This is a genomic window from Kibdelosporangium philippinense, from assembly GCF_021390435.2.
GTDB classification, from domain to species: Bacteria; Actinomycetota; Actinomycetes; order Mycobacteriales; family Pseudonocardiaceae; genus Kibdelosporangium; species Kibdelosporangium philippinense.
On sequence record NZ_JAJVCN010000002.1, the window covers coordinates 1,126,703 to 1,142,100 of the forward strand.

A 15,398-nucleotide genomic window follows, 5' to 3' on the forward strand; every position below is an offset into this window, starting at 1 on the left:
AGAGCCCGGGTTGATCAACCGACTGGCCGAGGCCGCCGCTCGGCCGATCGGCCAGGTGTGAGGGCCTGATTTTGAATGCCGTGAGGGTCTTCACGGCATTCCGTCAGTTCAGTGGACCGCCGATGATCGAGGCCGAGATGTAGAGGACCAGCAGCCCGAACCCGCCGTACAACAGGATGTCCACGCGCCGCTTCCGCACAGCGAGCAGCCCGGCCTTGCTGTCCGGCAACAGCAGCCGCAAAGCCGCGGCCACCAGCAGCGCCCCGCCAATCAGAGACGTCCCGCGCCGCCAGTAGTACATGGCAATCAACGCCAGCCCGACAACCACGATCAACAACACCACGCCGAATGGCCATTGATCGCGAAGCTTCGACTTGGAAGGCACGACGGTCACGCCTGCGCCTCAGCAGCCTCGACCACGTTCGTCAGCAGCATCGCCCTGGTCATCGGGCCAATGCCACCGGGGTTCGGCGACAGGAATCCAGCCACGGACCGCACGTCCGGGTGCACGTCACCGGCCATCCCGGACTCCGTCCGGCTCACGCCAACGTCCAGCACCGCGGCACCGGGCTTGACCATGTCCGGCGTGATCAGGTGCGGCACGCCAGCACCGGCAACCACGATGTCGGCACGGATGACCTCGGCCGCCAAATCCTTGGTTCCCGTGTGGCACAACGTAACCGTCGCGTTCTCCGAGCGGCGGGTGAGCAATAGACCTAGCGGGCGTCCGACGGTCACGCCACGGCCGACGACGGTGATGTTCTGGCCCGCGATCGGCACCTGGTAGCGGTTGAGCAGCTCGACGATCCCGCGCGGGGTGCACGGCAGCGGCGCGGGCTCCATCAGCACGAGCCTGCCGAGGTTGACCGGGTGCAGGCCGTCGGCGTCCTTCGACGGGTCGACGCGCTCGAGCAGCCTGCCGGTGTCCAGGTGTTTCGGCACGGGCAGCTGGACGATGTAGCCGGTGCACGCCGGGTCGGCGTTCAGCTCGTCCAGGACGGCCTCGGCGTCTTCCGGTGAGATGTCCGCGGGCAGGTCCTTGCGGATCGAGGTGATCCCGACCTTCGCGCAGTCCGCGTGCTTGCCGCGGACGTACATCGCCGACCCTGGGTCGTCACCGATCAGCACCGTGCCCAGGCCAGGCGCGATCCCCTTGGCCCGCAGTGCGGCCACGCGCACCTTTAGGTCCTCGTAGATCGCGTCACGGGTCGCCTTGCCATCCAGGATCGTCGCGCTCACGCCGCCATCTTCTCAGAGGTGCGCACGGCCGCCACGCCGACCGCGACCAGCGTGATCACCGCACCGAGCACCTCGGTGAACGTGAGATGGGCGTCCCGCGCGGGCACGACGATGTCCAGCAGGACCGCGCCGATCAGCTGCCCGGCGACCACGCACAGGCTGAGCAGCAGCACGCCAACGGCACGTACGGCGACGGCCGACATGCCGATCACGAAGATGCCGAACGCCCCGCCCGTGTACAGCCACCACTCTTGCGGGAACTCGGCTGGCCAGCCACGAAGCAGCACGTCAACCACGGTCGCGACGACCAGCAACACCGTCGAGACGCCGAAGTTGACCATCGCGGCCACGACGGCGTTGCCGGAAGCCTCACGAACCTGGCCGTTCATCGCGGTTTGCCAGGCCAGCCCGAATCCGGCGATCGCGGGCAGGACGAACAGCCACACGTTCTCCGGCTTGTCGAACTGCCCCCGCAGGGCGAGCACGACAGCGCCAGCGGCGATGGCCGCGCCAAGCAACCGCCACACGGTGATCGGCTGCGGCCCGGCGGGACCAAGCCCGGCCCGGTCGACCAGCAGGCTGCTGATCAACTGTCCGCTGACCGTGGCGACCGTGAACACGGCCACACCGAGCGCGGTGATCGTGACGCCCTGCGTGAAGATCATGTACGCGCCGACGAACCCGCCGAGGCACTGCCACCACCGGAGTTCCCTCCTGCGCAACGCTTCGACGACCCGGCCGGTGCCGCGTCGCCCTGCAGGCGTGAGAACTACCGAAGTGACTAGCACCACCAAACCGAAGCCCGTGGAGATGAACGCCGCGAGCACACCGTCTTGCAGCCGCGCGCCCAACTGGCCGTTCACCCGTCCTTGTGACGAGAGCAGAACACCGATCAGGACCGCGGCCAGGCCGTACGGCCATCGCCTCACGAGAGAACCGGTACCGGCGCGGGTTTGGCCGCCGGTATGCGCATCGCCAGCAGCACGCCGAACACGGCCATGACGACCGCACCACCTGCCGCGAAGGACGGACCGCCGTGGTCAAGTAAGAAACCTGACGTCGGCATCGCGAACGCGAAGCCCGCAGTGGACGCGGTCGATAACCAGCCATAGGCCTCGGTTCTGCGGGTTTCTGGCGCGAGTTCGCCAAGCCGTGCGTTCGCTGTTGCGACGGCAGGCGCGATCGCGGCGCCGCCCAACAGCAGCACCAAGCCGATCAGCCATGGCGAAGCAGGGTCGTGCACCGGGGGTAAGACAGGTACCAGGGCCGCCACGCCGACCAGGTTTAGCACCACGCGACGAGTCAGGTTCGGCTTCCCGGTCATCCCGCCAGCGACCAGGCCGCCGACAGCGGATCCGACCGCCCAGACCGCGCCGAGCACACCGGCCAAGATCGGCAAACCGACGTTGCGGGCCCACGCCACGATCGTCATGTCGACCATCAACAGGGCCGAGACCAGGAAAAACGACAGCGCCAACGACGCGATAACGCCGCGCACGTTGAACAGCCCCGCGCGCTGCGACTTGGTGTGCTGAGTCGTCGGCACCGGGCCGCCAAGCCCGGCCAATTTCAGCATCCGCGCGAACCCGAGCGTGGCCATCGTGGCCAGTGCGCCTGAAATCACAAGAGACACTTCCGGGTTCACCGCGGCGACCAAGGTGGCGGCAAGAATCGGGCCGACGGCGTACATGAGCTCGGTCAACGTCGCGTCGACCGAGTACACGGAGTTCAGTGCCGATCCCGAGAGCAGCCGAGGCCAGATCGCCCGGCCGACGGGGATGACCGGCGGGTTGAACAGGCCTACGGTGAACGCCGCCACCGCCATCAACGGCCACCACGAACTAGGGAGCCAGACAGGGATGAACGCAAGTACCGCCAGCCCGACGCCGTAACAGACACCCGTGAACACGATCAGGCCAGCAGCGCCGCGGCGGTCGGCCGTGCGGCCACGGACCGGTCCGGCGACGCCGAGCCCAGTCAGCAGAGCGGCGCCGATCACACCGGCGAGCGCGTACGAACCAGTCCAGCCCGCGACGAGAAAGGACATCGCCAACGGGGTACCGGTCATATGCAGACGCCCCAACGTCGCCCAGGTCAACAGGCCTGGCACGCGGGGGACGGCGGCGAGTTCGCGGTACGGCTGCAGCACCCGCCCACTGTCTCAAGCGGCACCGACAATCTACGAACGATTACTCTCAAGGACGTCACGGGCCTGGTTGGGCATATGGCGAGCGACGCATGTGCCGAACGGGGTCGATAAAGGGAGGATGGGGACGTGACGCAACCGACCCAGCTGGATCCGACCGAGCAGGACACCTTGGTCAAGCAGATCGGCTTGGCGCTGCTGCGGGCCGCACCGCCGGAGTGGCAGCAGGTACAGGTGCACTACCGGGCTGTTGGCCGCTATCACGAGATGTCGGCCGAACTGACCAGCGAGAACGAGGACTCGAGGCCGTGGACGGTGTCCCCGGACATGGCCGCGTTGTTCGCGCGCCTTCGTGCGGGTATGTACCGCGACGGCAGAGGGACCTGGTTCAACGCGCGCTACCAGCTGGACCGGCCGTCGAGCTACAACCTGGAGTACGACCGCGACGAGCCGCAGTGGGACGCCCCGCCGCCGCACCCGGCGTATCCGGACGAGCTGCAGATGTTCCCGCGTGACGAAGAGAACATCCCCGAATGGCTCGCACGGCGGCTTGCCACGCCACCACCACCGCCGCCGCCCCCGGTGATCCCGCCGAACCCCACCCCTCCGGGTGGTTTCGAGCCTGCTGGTTTCGAGCGGCAGCGCTTCCGCGTCGCGAGGACGTTCGACGGCATGGGCCCGCAGGGCCGGCCGATCGTGAACCGGCCGCAGATCGACGAGCTGGACACCGAGGCGATGCTGGCCTACCTGGACGACGGGCCGCTGGCGATGTCCAGCCGCGGCTACGACGTCGACCGGCTGGACCCCGAGGGCCGCAACTCGGTGCCGATCGCGTTCCACACCGACGGCACGTGGATCTGGCCAGCGTCGGTGAACTACTACCTGCGCACGTACGGCGTGAGCCCCGAGCCTGACCTGGTCACGCACATCCGCAGGCAGGGCTTTGAGCTGCCCGAGGTCGACGAGGCGACGTTGGCTGAGGCGTCCGCGGTCGTCAACCGGGGCGCTCCGCCGCCTCCGCCTGGCCGTCCGGCCACGCCACCGCCTCCGCCACCACCCCCGCCTGCGCCTCCCGCGCCACTTCCGGTCGCGCCCCCTCTCGTCGAGGCTGTCCCGCAGCCGCCGACCGTGCCCGGGGTTCCGGCCGTGCCCGCCCCCGCTTCCCCAGGTCCCGCGTTGAACGCGGTCCGGGCGAAGTTCGCTGATCTTGGTGTGCCGGAGTCGGCGTACCGGATCGGTCCGCCGGTCGAGCGAACCTGGAACCTCGAGCGGGTGGACGAAGGCTGGCGCGTCGGCTGGTACGAACAAGATCAGTACGTCACGCCGTCGCACTTCGAGGATGTGGGCGACGCTACGGCGTTCCTGCTTGGCAAGGTCCTGCTGGAAGGGGCTCGGCCCGCGCTGCCGGAGCCCGCTCCGGCAGCAGCCGCGCCGCCTCCACCACCACCGCCTCCTCCTGTGGCACCGCCGCCCCCACCGCCACCTGTGGTCCCGGACGAGGACGACCTGGCCGCACGGACGGTCCTCGCGTTGCCGTCGTTGTCCGCGTTGGAGGACACGAACGAGCGTGAGCCCGTATCCGTGCCAGCCGCGCCTCCGCCCGAGGTGGGCAACTCCACAGCGATGCTGCCCGCGCCCAACCGCGGTGGCGGCGGCAACGCGATGACGGAGACTCGCCCGCAGGACTGGCCGATCCAGCCGCTGTACGGCGAGCCACCGCTGACGTTGTTCCGTGGCAAGCGGATGATCGAACTGCATCCAGGCACCGAGATCGACCGGTTCGGTGAAGGCGACGGCAACCTGGTGTACGCCGTCGGCACGCCGTTCCCGCTGCGGTCACTGGTGCCTGATTGGGTGAATCGGGAGTACCGCGTCTACCGCGTGCAGCAGCCGGTCGAGGTGCTGACCGGCGTCGCGATCCCGTGGTTCGAGCAGCCGGGTGGCGGGACCGCGTTCCTGCTGCCGCACGCCGTCGAGGACTTGATCGAGGACGGCTACCTGGTCGAGGTCCCCGGCCGCGAACGGCCTCCGCTGACCTAGGGAACGACAACGACCGGTCGTTTGGCGTCCTTGACCAGCATCTTGGGCACCGAACCGACCAGGCCACCGCCGTGCCGGGAGCGGCCGACGACGATGCAGTCGGCGCGTCGCTCCTCGGCGATGGCTTCGAGGCCGTGCGCCGGGTCGCCGCGATAGTGCACGAGTTCCCACGCGATTCCGGCGTGGTCGAGGTAGGCCGCGGCCTCACGGCGGATCTCGTCGACGAACGCGGTCGCGGCCTCGGTCGCGCCCGCCATACCCATCGCGGTCCAGTACGCCGGACTGGCGATCGGCTCGACGTAGACAAGGACGAGTTTGGCCCGCTCACGCCGGGCGAGGCCACCGGCCCACGCGGCGGCGTGCAAGGACGGCGGGCTGCCGTCGACGCCCACCACGATCACGGTCAAGCCGTCCTTACCGATCTCGAAATCGGCTTCGCCCTCGGCCACACCGGGATCGTAAGGGACTACCAGGTGACCTGGCTGTACAGCTCGCGCAACCTGGCGCCCCTGACCGGGTGACCTGCCGTTACCCACTCGATCCGGCCGCGGACGTAAGCCTGGAAATCGTGGTGCCCAGCTCGGTTCTGTGCCTGCGGTCCGGTCCTGACGCAGTTGTGCAGCAACGCTTTCAGCGCGTCGTACTCCGCGCGTGGCGCGGCGGGTGCGTTGTTGACGACCAGCCCGGCAAGTTTCTGCCGCTGGTGCTGGCCGGTGACCGAGGTCTTGTCCGGGCGGATCCGGAAGCCTTCGTCCCGCGTGATCTTCGCGACGCCAGGAAGCAAGCGGTGTAACGGAAGCGTTTGCGGGCCAGAGAATGCCAGGTCATCGGCGTAGCGCGTGTAGCAGGCGCCCAGTGCTTTCGCTAAGCCGTGGAGTCTGCAGTCGAGCCGGTACGCCACGGCGTTCGCGACCGCGGGCGACGAAGGCGCGCCTTGCGGCAGGTGTGGATGTGCCAGGTGCGCCAACAATCTCCGCCGGACGCCGGGATCACCCTCCGTTTCCGGCGCGGTACGGATGACTTGGAGCGGAGTCCTGGTGGTCAGCAGACCGGCCAGAGCCACCGCTTGCTCGTACTCGTACAGCAGTGCACGGACACGCGCGCCGGTGACCGAGGCGAAGAACCCTTCAAGGTCCGTCCTGATCACCAACGGTTTCCCGGCGTGTGGCGCGGCATACGTGACCGCGGACCGTCCTTTCCGGAAACCGTGTGTGGCGTCGTGCACGGGCAGGTCGAGGTGCCGGACGAGCCGCCGCTGCGCTTCGGCCAGCCGGGGTTTGGGTGCTTCGATCAACCGCAGGCCGCCGGTGGACGTGCCGACCCACCGGGATCGATAGTGCCACAACGGTTGCGCGGCACGCTTGTTCCAGCCTTTCGCGTCGGCCAGCCAGTCCAATTCGGACAGTGTGACGTCCAGCAGTGCTGGCAGATCAAGCGATCGCTTGGGTTTCGGCGGCTCAGGCGCCGGTGGTTCGGGCAGTGGCGGGAACGCGGCGATCTGCCGTGCGAGCTCACCGCCATCGCCGAACGGCCGGCGAGGATTGTGCTGTAGCAACAGGTCTGCCATCAGCTCGGCGGCGGCCGGGTCGGTGTACAGCGTGCTCAACCGTGTCGCGATGTCAGGCTGGGTCCACGGACCGCCGAGAGCGGATGTGGCGACACGGAGTGACTCTTTCTCGCGATATCCGCGTGCCCGTGCGTACACGGAGTGTGCCGACGCGCGTGGGGCGCCATCCGCAGGTAATGCCGTACGAACGAATCTCCGCAGCCGCAATAGAAGCCGCGCGCCAGACCGACTACCGAGACGCGATCGTCCACTGTGGCTACGGCGACGTGCCCGCATGGGACTACTTCCCTCGTGAGTGGTTAGCCGTGTTAGAACACGTGTTAGAACACGGCTAACCACTCACGAGGGTTTACCTGAAGTCCCGTGACTTGGAAGGGATGCGGAGATCCAGATTCTGCAGCCGATCGGCCTGCAGGCTGATGACTCCCTCGGCCTTCTCGACGATCCCGCGCACCAGCATGGCCGAGCTGCCCCGCGCCACCCGGCGGTAGCGGGCCCACAAGCCCGGCGAGCACACCACGTTCACCATGCCGGTTTCATCTTCGATGTTCAGGAATGTCACGCCGCCCGCGGTCGCCGGGCGCTGCCGGTGTGTCACGGCGCCGCCGATCAGCACGCGGGTTCCGTTTGCCACATTGGACAATGCGGCCGCTGGTAACGCGCCGAGTTCGATGAGGTGTTCGCGGACGAACTGGGTCGGAAAACTGTCCGGCGACAGGCCGTTGGCCCATACGTCGGCCACCGCGAGCTCGACCGCGTCCATCCCTGGCAGCGTTGGCGCGTCGGCGGTCGCGGTTGTTCCTGGCAGCCGGTCTGGCCGGTCGCCTGCGACAGCACCGGCGGACCACAGGGCCGCCCGCCGGCTGATCTTGAAGCAGCCGAAGGCGCCTGCCGTCGACAACGCTTCGACCTGAGCCGTGGTCAGCTGGACGCGCCTGGCCAGATCGGTCATGCTCGTGAACGGCCCGTTTGCCTGTCGTTCCTTGACAATCATCTCGGCGAGTTTCTGGCCGATGGTCCGCACTGTGCCGATGCCCAGCCGGACAGCGGGCTTTTCGTCGGTACGTTCCAGGGTCGCGTGCGGGAGGCTGGCGTTGATGTCCGGGCCGCGTACTTCCACGCCGTGCCTGCGGGCATCGGTGACCAGGGACTGCGGCGAGTAGAAACCCATTGGCTGGGCACGCAACAAGGCCGCGCAGAACGCCGCCGGGTGGTAGTACTTGAAGTAGGAGCTGGCGAAGACCAGGTACGCAAAGCTCAGCGCGTGGCTTTCCGGGAAGCCGAAGTTCGCGAACGCCAGCATCTTCGTGTAGATCCGTTCGGCCAGCTCGCCGGTGATCCCGTTTTTCGCCGCGCCTTCGTAGAACCGGTCGCGCAGGCGCTCCATCCGGTACGTGGACCGCTTGGCGCCCATCGCGCGGCGCAGCTCGTCGGCCTCGGCCGCGTCGAACCCGCCGACGTCCACCGCGAGCTGCATCATCTGTTCCTGGAACAACGGCACGCCAAGGGTTTTCTTCAACGCCGGTTTCAGCAGCTCGTGCTCGTAGACTTCCGGTTCGAGGTTGTTGCGCCTGCGGATGTACGGATGGACCGAGCCGCCCTGGATCGGGCCTGGCCTGATCAGCGCGACTTCCACCACGAGGTCGTAGAACACCCGCGGCTTGAGCCGTGGCAGCGTGGCCATCTGCGCGCGGCTTTCCACCTGGAACACGCCGACCGAATCGGCTTTTTGGAGCATCCCGTAGATGTTCTGGTCGCCGAGGTCGAGGTTGGCGATGTCCACCTCTTTGTCCTCGTATTCGCGGACCAGGTCGATCGCGTAGTGCAGCGCGGACAACATGCCGAGGCCGAGCAGGTCGAACTTGACCAGCCCGATGGCCGCGCAGTCGTCCTTGTCCCACTGCAGGACGGACCGATCGGCCATCCTGGCCCACTCGATCGGGCAGACCTCACCAACCGGCCGGTCGCAGATCACCATCCCGCCGGAGTGGATGCCGAGGTGCCGTGGGAAACCTTCGATCTCGTTGGCCAGTTCGAGTACGACATCGGGGATGTCGTGGTCGTTCTCGTCCACTGTAGACTTCACGGGGCCCCAGCGGTCGATCTGCTTGCTCCACGCGTCCTGCTGCCCCGCTGAATAGCCGAGCGCCCGCGCCATGTCCCGGACCGACGACTTGGCCCGGTACGTGATCACGTTCGCGACTTGTGCCGCACGCCAACGATTGTGCTTCTTGTAGACGTACTGGATCGCCTCCTCGCGGCGATCGGACTCGATGTCGAGGTCGATGTCCGGCGGGCCGTCTCGGGCAGGTGCGAGGAACCGTTCGAACAACAGGTTGTGGGCGACCGCGTCGACGCCGGTGATCTCCAACGCGTAGCAGACCGCGGAGTTCGCCGCCGATCCACGGCCCTGGCAGAGGATGTTGCTTTCCCGGCAGAACCGGGCGATGTCCCAGACCACCAGGAAGTACCCGGGAAACCCGAGTTCCTCGATCACCTTGAGCTCGTGGTCGATCTGCGCGTACGCCTTGGGGTTCTCGTCTGAGCGGCCGTAGCGGCGGGCAGCACCCGTGTAGGTCAGATACCGCAGGTACGAATCCTCGGTATGCCCTGGCGGCACATCGAACGGCGGCAGTTTCGGCGCCACCAAAGCTAAGTCGAACGACAGGTCCACGCCGAGCACAGCAGCCCGTTGGACCGCGCCGGGATAACGCCGGTCGAACCGCGCTTTCATCTCCGCACCAGATCGCATGTACGCGGTCGCGGGCGGAAGCCAACCCTCCATCTCGTCCAGGCTTTTCCGCGACCGCACGGCAGCCATGGCCGCGGCCAGCCGGGCGCGGTTGGGGTGCGCGTAGTGCACGGCGTTCGTCGCGATTGTCGGCAGGCCGAATTCCGCTGCCATCCCAGCGAGGATGTCGTTGCGGAAACTGTCCTGTGGCATGCCGTGGTCGGTCAGTTCGACGAAAACGTTCTCTTTTCCGAACATGTCGACGAGGTGCTTGAGCTTCCCGGCCGCCGCGACCGGGCCTTCGGTGTCCAGCGCGCGGCGCACGGCTCCTTTGCGGCAACCGGTGAGCACGACACACTGGTCCTTGGTCTCATCGATGACCTGCTCGATGTCGTACACCGGACGTCCCTTCTCCCCACCGTTGAGCTGCCCGGCGCTGATCGCACGGCACAGCGCTGTGTATCCGTCCAACCTGCGCGCCAACAACAAGAGGTGCTCACCGACCGGATCCGGCACACCGGTCTGCGGCGCGGGCAGACCGAGGCTCAGTTCGGTGCCGAAAACCGTGCGGACACCGAGTTCTTTCGCGGCTTCAGCGAACCGGACCACGCCGTACATGCCGTCGTGGTCGGTGATCGCGATCGCTTCGAGGCCCTGGATCGCGGCCGCTTCGACGAGCTCCTCCGGATGACTGGCGCCGTCGAGGAAGCTGAAGTTGGAGTGGCAGTGCAGTTCGGCATATGGCACCCGTTCCGCACCACCGGGATGGTCGGTCGCGCCAGGCAACTGGAAGCCCGGCGGGAGCGTGTACCGCTCACGGTGATGTGTCCACGCTGGACTGTCGCCGCCGTCGCCGGTCTGGAAAGGCTTGCCGGACAAGGCCCGCTCAAGATCCGACCATCGGACGGGTGGATTGTTCCAGCCCATCTCGCCGCCTTTCGGGTAATAAGGCAACTGCCCAACCGGGCAGACTTTGGTCCACTTGGGAACAAGACCCCTTTTTCGCAACGTTCCACGCGTTTACGGTCCAGCCGTGACTCAGCACCCGCAGGGCCCGTACCAGCCGGGCCAACCCGGCGGCAACCCGTATGGCCAGCAAGGTCAAGGGCAGCCTCACGGCGGCCCGCATCAGCCCTACGGCCAGCAACCGCCGCCGTATGGCCAGCCTCAGCCTCCTTACGGCCAGCCGCAGCAGCCTTACGGCAACTACCAGCAGCCAGGCGCGGGCAGGAAGACACCGGAAATCCCCGCGTTCGCCCAGAAGTTCACCGGTATCGGTGCGAACTGGGGCGCCGGGAGCACCCGGCCGACGCTGCCGACGCCCAAGAGCGTCATCTGGGCGTTCCTGCTCGCCGGCGGTGGCGCGGTTTTCAGCGCGCTCTACAACATCATCTACGCGATCGGCTTCTCCAGCTACTACGGCGGTTTCTACAACGGCGGCTCGATCGTCTTTGGCGTCCTGATCGCGGCGGGCCTGTTCGTGCTCGCTGTGATGATGCGCAACGGCGCCGAGTGGGCACGGATCGTGTTGGCGATCCTCACCGGCCTCGGCCTGCTGTTCGGCCTGATCGCGCTGTTCGGCGTCGGCCTGCTGTTCACGGTCCTTGGCGGGTTCGGCGCGGTGCTGCTGATCGTGCTGATCGTGCAGCTCGCCGCGCTCGCCGCGACGATGTACTTCCTGTTCCAGCCCGAGTCGAACGCCTATTTCAAGTCGGCGTCGGCCGGACCGGGATACCCGCCACCACCAGGACCGGGGCCCCAGAACTTCCGCGGCTGATCATCCATCGGTCGGCGTTGCGCCGGGATCAGCTCGGCCAGCAGATCCTGGGCCATGTCCCGGTCGGACCGGGACAGTGAAGAGAAGTTCTCGAACATGTGTTCGAGTATGTCCCTACGGGTCACCTTGGTCAAGTCAAAGGGCGGTCGTGCCGAGCACGACCGCCCTTTGTGGTGAATGTGCTTGAGTCTCCCCCATGGGGAGGTCGGAGAGTGGCGGAGTGCGCTACACGATCGGAGAGCTGGCGAGCCGAACCGGCCTGACGGTGAAAGCGATCCGTTTCTACGCGGACCGCGGCATAGTCCCGCCGACAGACCGAAGCCCAGCCGGCCACCGCCAGTACTCACCGGAAGCCAGGGCGCGGCTCGAACTAGTCCGAGAACTCCGCGCGCTCGGTATGGATCTGCGCACCGTCCACAAGATCCTGACCCAGGAGACCCCCTTGGCCGAAGCAGCGGAAAAGCAAGCCGAAGCGATCGCGGAACAGATCCGTACCCTGCAAGCCCAGCACGCGGCGCTGAAGTCACTGGCCACGGTGGTGTCGTTCGCGGCAACACTGGATTTGGCCCCCGGGGTGGCGGTCACCCTGACTCCCCAGCTCCCCGCAACCCCATCGGCCGCACAGCTCGAAGCCTGGCTGGAACTGGCGATTTTGGCGGAGGACAAAGATTTTCAGGCAAGGATGCGCCGGATCGCGGGGTACTACCGTGACCAACCACTCCGGCCGGATGCCGCGGCCATGGTCCGTGACCAGGCAGACCTGGATCTCGCGCCAGACTCGGCCGAAGCAGTCGCGATCGCAACGAGGATCGTGAAAGCCCATGGTCCGCGCCGGGAGTTGGTGGCGAAGTTGGAAATTCTCAACGACGCGCGGCGGGACAGGTACATGGAGTTGGTGGCCACGGTGAATGGCTGGCCACGGCCAGACCCCCTCGGTCCGGCCCTGACCTGGTTCATGGCAGCGATGAAGGAGTAGCAGTCACGGGCCGCCTAGCGACCCGACTCCGAATCCATCACCGCCATCGAACCCTTGGCACCACCCAACTCTGGCTCCACCACCATCGAACCGTTGCGCCATTGGCACCTCAGCCAACTAGCTACCCTCTGTCCGTCGCCACCATCTATCGGCTCAACCCTGGCCTTCTCCGCCGTCAATGTGCCGCGGCCATGTGCCTTCTTCCTCTCCTGCCGGGGATGACCACTTGGCCATCGGTCACTGCCATGAAGTTCTCCGCGCCGGGGATGAACACGTTCAGCACAGCCAAATTCGCGCTGACGTACCGTTCCCAGACCAAGACGTCGCACCCGTGCCTGCTCAGCCGGTGTACCAGCGTGTCGAGGTGTCCCTGTGGGGTTGCGGGATGCGGTGGCGAGGCGAAGGCGACTTCGCGGGCCTCAGTCATGCGTGTGCTGAAGTCCGCTAGATAGCAGCGATGCAGCGCCGGGTATGGCTCTGTCCACACTGCGCTTTTCGGGATCAGGTCTGGTTTGTGGCGTGCCGTGGTGTGCAGTTGGATGAGCTCGGTCAGTGCTCGTTCGACGGCGTAGTGTGCTGACAGTGATGCACCGCAGCCTCTGATTGTGGCTGGCTGTCCCGCTGCGGCGGGGGTGTATGCCCAGTAGGCCGCCACTCCGAGGTCTGTTGTCATGTCCAGCAGCCAGACTGGTTGCTTCAGGCGGGCCTCGGCTTCGATGTGCAACTGCGCTAGGTCAGTCGGCAGCGTGCGGGTGTCTAGCACTCGCAATGCTTTCGACGGGGTCAGGAACTGCTCGATGAGCAGTAGTGACATCGCGTCGCGCTCGATCGTTTCGTTGATCGCGTGCACGATTGCTTCGACGACGTCTACTCCTGCGGCCCAGCCGTTGTTTGACGAGTACCTGGCGACGGTCGAGTAGTCGTATGAGTCTTCATAGTCCGGAATGGACAGAAATAGTGGCACATTCCTTGAGGCGCCGTTGACGAGTGAAACGTAACGGGCGCAACCGACCTCGCCGTCACTGAGCAGCGTGAGCGCGGTTGTGCGGCCTGCGTCCTGTACGACGATGTCCTTCGCCGCGCGCATCACGACCTGGTCTTGGGATGGTGATTGCAGGCTGATGTGGTGTTCGAGGGCTTCGAAGACCGCGCCGGTTTTGGCGGCTTCTGGTGCGCCTTTGCCGGTTCCCATTCCGTATTGAGTGGGGCGTTCGTCGCGGTAGAGCCTGCAGTGCCACGCGACTGGATCGTCGTGGGGCACGGGGTGGATTTCGGCGGTCAGGCCAAGTTCGGCGACTGCGGCCCATCCGTGACTGGCTGCTCGGTCGAGCGTGGTCACTCGTTCACCGGCTTGTCCGGTCCGGAGCAGCGCACGGCCGCGCGGGCCAGGGACGACCACCTGACCGTCGGTGGTGACCATGTCGAACCGCTCAAGTCCAGGGACGAACACGTTCAGCACAGCCAAGTGCCTGCTTACGTAACGCTCCCACACCAGAACGTCGAAACCTCTGCTCCGCAGGAGTTCCACCAAGGTGACGAGATGCCCTTGTGGCGTGTCCGGCGCGACGGAGTCGATGAACGGTACGACTGTGGCGGTCACCAGCCGCTCGGTGAAGTCGGCGAGATGAGCTTGGTGCAGTGCTGGGTACGACTCGGTCCAGACTCGGCGTGGGGCAAGTAGTTCCGGCTCGGTCTTGGCGATCGAGTGGTTCTGGATCAACTCGGTCAATGCTCGCTCGATCGCGCACCGCCACGAGAGCGAAGCCCCGCTGCCGCGAACCATTGGGGGCTGGCCAGGTTCTTTGACCGGTGTGTACGCCCAGAAGACCGGCACGCTGAGGTCGGACGGCATTTCGAGCAGCCACACCGGGCTGCTGAGCTGGGTTTGTGCCGACAACCACAGGTCGTGCAGGTCTGCAGACAGCGTGGCCGGGTCGACCACGCGCAAGGGGTGCGGGTGCGCCGCCAGGAACTGGTCGATCAGCAACAGGGACATCGCGTCGCGCTCGATCGCCTCGTTCAAGGCGTGCACGATGGCTTCGGTCGCGGTTGTGCCCGCGGCCCAGCCGTCGTTGCACGAGTAGCGGCTCAGCGCGGTGTAGTCGTAGGTCTCGTTGGGATCGTTCAGGTAGTTCGGGTTGAACAGGAACAGTGGAACGTCACGTTCGTCGCCGGTGATCAGCGAGCGGTATTGGATGCAGCTGACGGGCTCGTCCGGGCCTTCGAGCAACAAGGCGAGCGCGGCGTCTTGGGTGTCTCCGACTTCGTGCGCGGTGCGGGCTTGTGGACTGTCCGGGACGGCGGAGAAGACGTGGTGTTCCAGCGCTTCGTAGAGCGCGCCGACTTCCGCGACGTCTGCCTGGCCTTCGCCGAAGCCGACACCCACCGGGTCGCCGTCGCGGTACAGCGTGCAACGCCAGGCACCGGGTTCCTCTGCGGGGACGGGACGCACATGGACGGTCAGGCCGAGTTCAGCGGCTGCGGCGAGACCGTGCTGCCAGGCGTCGGCCAGCGACGCGTCACGTTCGCCGAATTGCACGCCGACGGGACTGACAAATGTGGACATGACAACTCCCGATCGAGGCGTGGTCGCCGAGTGCGCGACAGTCACGCTCGGCGGCCACGATGGTCTCAGTCCTCCTGCGTAACCGGGGTCTTGCCGGTCTTTGCCAGCTCGGCCAGAATTCGACGCTCGGCCTCGCCCAGCTTCAGCTCGGACACATCCCAGCCGACCAGATCCTGCGCTCCACCCATGACATCCACTCCCTTTCACATTTCCGTTCGGGACATTTCCCGGCGAATGCGAACACGAGCATTCGTCCTACGAATAGACTCCTCGCCCAGGGCAAACGTCAAGGTGGTGGCGACTTTTGGTCAGTCGACCCGAATTCATCGATTCATCCGATCCGACGATTTTCAACG

The 15,398-nt window shown here is 66.4% G+C and carries 12 protein-coding genes; 3 read left to right on the top strand and 9 right to left on the bottom strand.

From position 1 onward, the window contains the following. Positions 1-103: 103 nt before the first annotated feature. Genes LWC34_RS24400 through LWC34_RS24415 form a run of 4 tightly spaced genes read right to left on the bottom strand, consistent with a single transcriptional unit; the run spans position 104 to position 3,388 of the window. Positions 104-394, bottom strand: coding sequence for a DUF3017 domain-containing protein (locus tag LWC34_RS24400; protein ID WP_233727467.1), 291 nt, complete (start codon positions 392-394; stop codon positions 104-106). Then, positions 391-1,239: a bifunctional methylenetetrahydrofolate dehydrogenase/methenyltetrahydrofolate cyclohydrolase gene (locus LWC34_RS24405; protein WP_233727468.1), complete on the bottom strand. Its 849-nt coding sequence runs from the start codon at positions 1,237-1,239 to the stop codon at positions 391-393. Before LWC34_RS24405 ends, LWC34_RS24400 begins: the two co-directional genes overlap by 4 nt. After that, positions 1,236-2,168 carry a DMT family transporter gene (locus LWC34_RS24410; RefSeq protein WP_233727469.1) on the bottom strand — a complete coding sequence of 311 codons (933 nt, stop codon included), beginning with the start codon at positions 2,166-2,168 and terminating at the stop codon, positions 1,236-1,238. Before LWC34_RS24410 ends, LWC34_RS24405 begins: the two co-directional genes overlap by 4 nt. Beyond that, the gene (locus LWC34_RS24415; protein ID WP_233727470.1) at positions 2,165-3,388 is read right to left on the bottom strand and encodes an MFS transporter; all 1,224 of its coding nucleotides are present in this window, start codon (positions 3,386-3,388) and stop codon (positions 2,165-2,167) included. The genes LWC34_RS24410 and LWC34_RS24415 overlap by 4 nt, the downstream gene beginning before the upstream one ends. A gap of 126 nt (positions 3,389-3,514) precedes the next feature. Here LWC34_RS24415 and LWC34_RS24420 point away from each other — a divergent pair, with 126 nt between their 5' ends. After that, on the top strand, positions 3,515-5,425 hold the full coding sequence (locus tag LWC34_RS24420; RefSeq protein WP_233727471.1) for a TNT domain-containing protein: 1,911 nt from the start codon (positions 3,515-3,517) through the stop codon (positions 5,423-5,425). On the opposite strand, the gene LWC34_RS24425 is transcribed toward LWC34_RS24420, so the two are convergent. The 3 genes from LWC34_RS24425 to LWC34_RS24435 all read right to left on the bottom strand — a co-directional run bounded on the left by LWC34_RS24425 (position 5,422) and on the right by LWC34_RS24435 (position 10,650). Beyond that, positions 5,422-5,874 (bottom strand): universal stress protein, encoded by a 453-nt coding sequence (locus tag LWC34_RS24425; protein ID WP_233727472.1) that lies wholly within the window; start codon positions 5,872-5,874, stop codon positions 5,422-5,424. The two genes, LWC34_RS24420 and LWC34_RS24425, sit on opposite strands and share 4 nt — an antisense overlap. A gap of 17 nt (positions 5,875-5,891) precedes the next feature. Next, positions 5,892-7,031, bottom strand: a complete 1,140-nt coding sequence (locus tag LWC34_RS24430; protein WP_233727473.1) for a reverse transcriptase family protein — start codon at positions 7,029-7,031, stop codon at positions 5,892-5,894. Between the two features lie 310 nt (positions 7,032-7,341). Next, a complete protein-coding gene (locus tag LWC34_RS24435) occupies positions 7,342-10,650 on the bottom strand; it encodes an error-prone DNA polymerase (RefSeq protein WP_233728865.1) in 3,309 nt (1,102 codons plus the stop codon). Between the two features lie 106 nt (positions 10,651-10,756). Here LWC34_RS24435 and LWC34_RS24440 point away from each other — a divergent pair, with 106 nt between their 5' ends. Together LWC34_RS24440 and LWC34_RS24445 are read left to right on the top strand one after the other, a co-directional pair. Next, the gene (locus LWC34_RS24440; protein WP_233727474.1) at positions 10,757-11,500 is read left to right on the top strand and encodes a hypothetical protein; all 744 of its coding nucleotides are present in this window, start codon (positions 10,757-10,759) and stop codon (positions 11,498-11,500) included. Between the two features lie 196 nt (positions 11,501-11,696). Then, positions 11,697-12,476 carry a helix-turn-helix domain-containing protein gene (locus LWC34_RS24445; protein ID WP_233727475.1) on the top strand — a complete coding sequence of 260 codons (780 nt, stop codon included), beginning with the start codon at positions 11,697-11,699 and terminating at the stop codon, positions 12,474-12,476. A gap of 175 nt (positions 12,477-12,651) precedes the next feature. Here LWC34_RS24445 and LWC34_RS24450 read toward each other — a convergent pair whose 3' ends face one another. Both LWC34_RS24450 and LWC34_RS57075 read right to left on the bottom strand, forming a co-directional pair. Further along, the gene (locus LWC34_RS24450) at positions 12,652-15,042 is read right to left on the bottom strand and encodes a YcaO-like family protein (RefSeq protein WP_233727476.1); all 2,391 of its coding nucleotides are present in this window, start codon (positions 15,040-15,042) and stop codon (positions 12,652-12,654) included. Positions 15,043-15,107: 65 nt separating this feature from the next. Next, the gene (locus tag LWC34_RS57075) at positions 15,108-15,230 is read right to left on the bottom strand and encodes a hypothetical protein (RefSeq protein WP_284051641.1); all 123 of its coding nucleotides are present in this window, start codon (positions 15,228-15,230) and stop codon (positions 15,108-15,110) included. Positions 15,231-15,398 lie beyond the last annotated feature (168 nt).

Coding starts and splice junctions, on each gene's coding strand:
- LWC34_RS57075 (WP_284051641.1), bottom strand. CDS start 15,230: ATGGGTGGAGCGCAGGATCTGGTCGGCTGGGATGTGTCCGAGCTGAAG.
- LWC34_RS24450 (WP_233727476.1), bottom strand. CDS start 15,042: ATGTCCACATTTGTCAGTCCCGTCGGCGTGCAATTCGGCGAACGTGAC.
- LWC34_RS24445 (WP_233727475.1), top strand. CDS start 11,697: ATGGGGAGGTCGGAGAGTGGCGGAGTGCGCTACACGATCGGAGAGCTG.
- LWC34_RS24435 (WP_233728865.1), bottom strand. CDS start 10,650: ATGGGCTGGAACAATCCACCCGTCCGATGGTCGGATCTTGAGCGGGCC.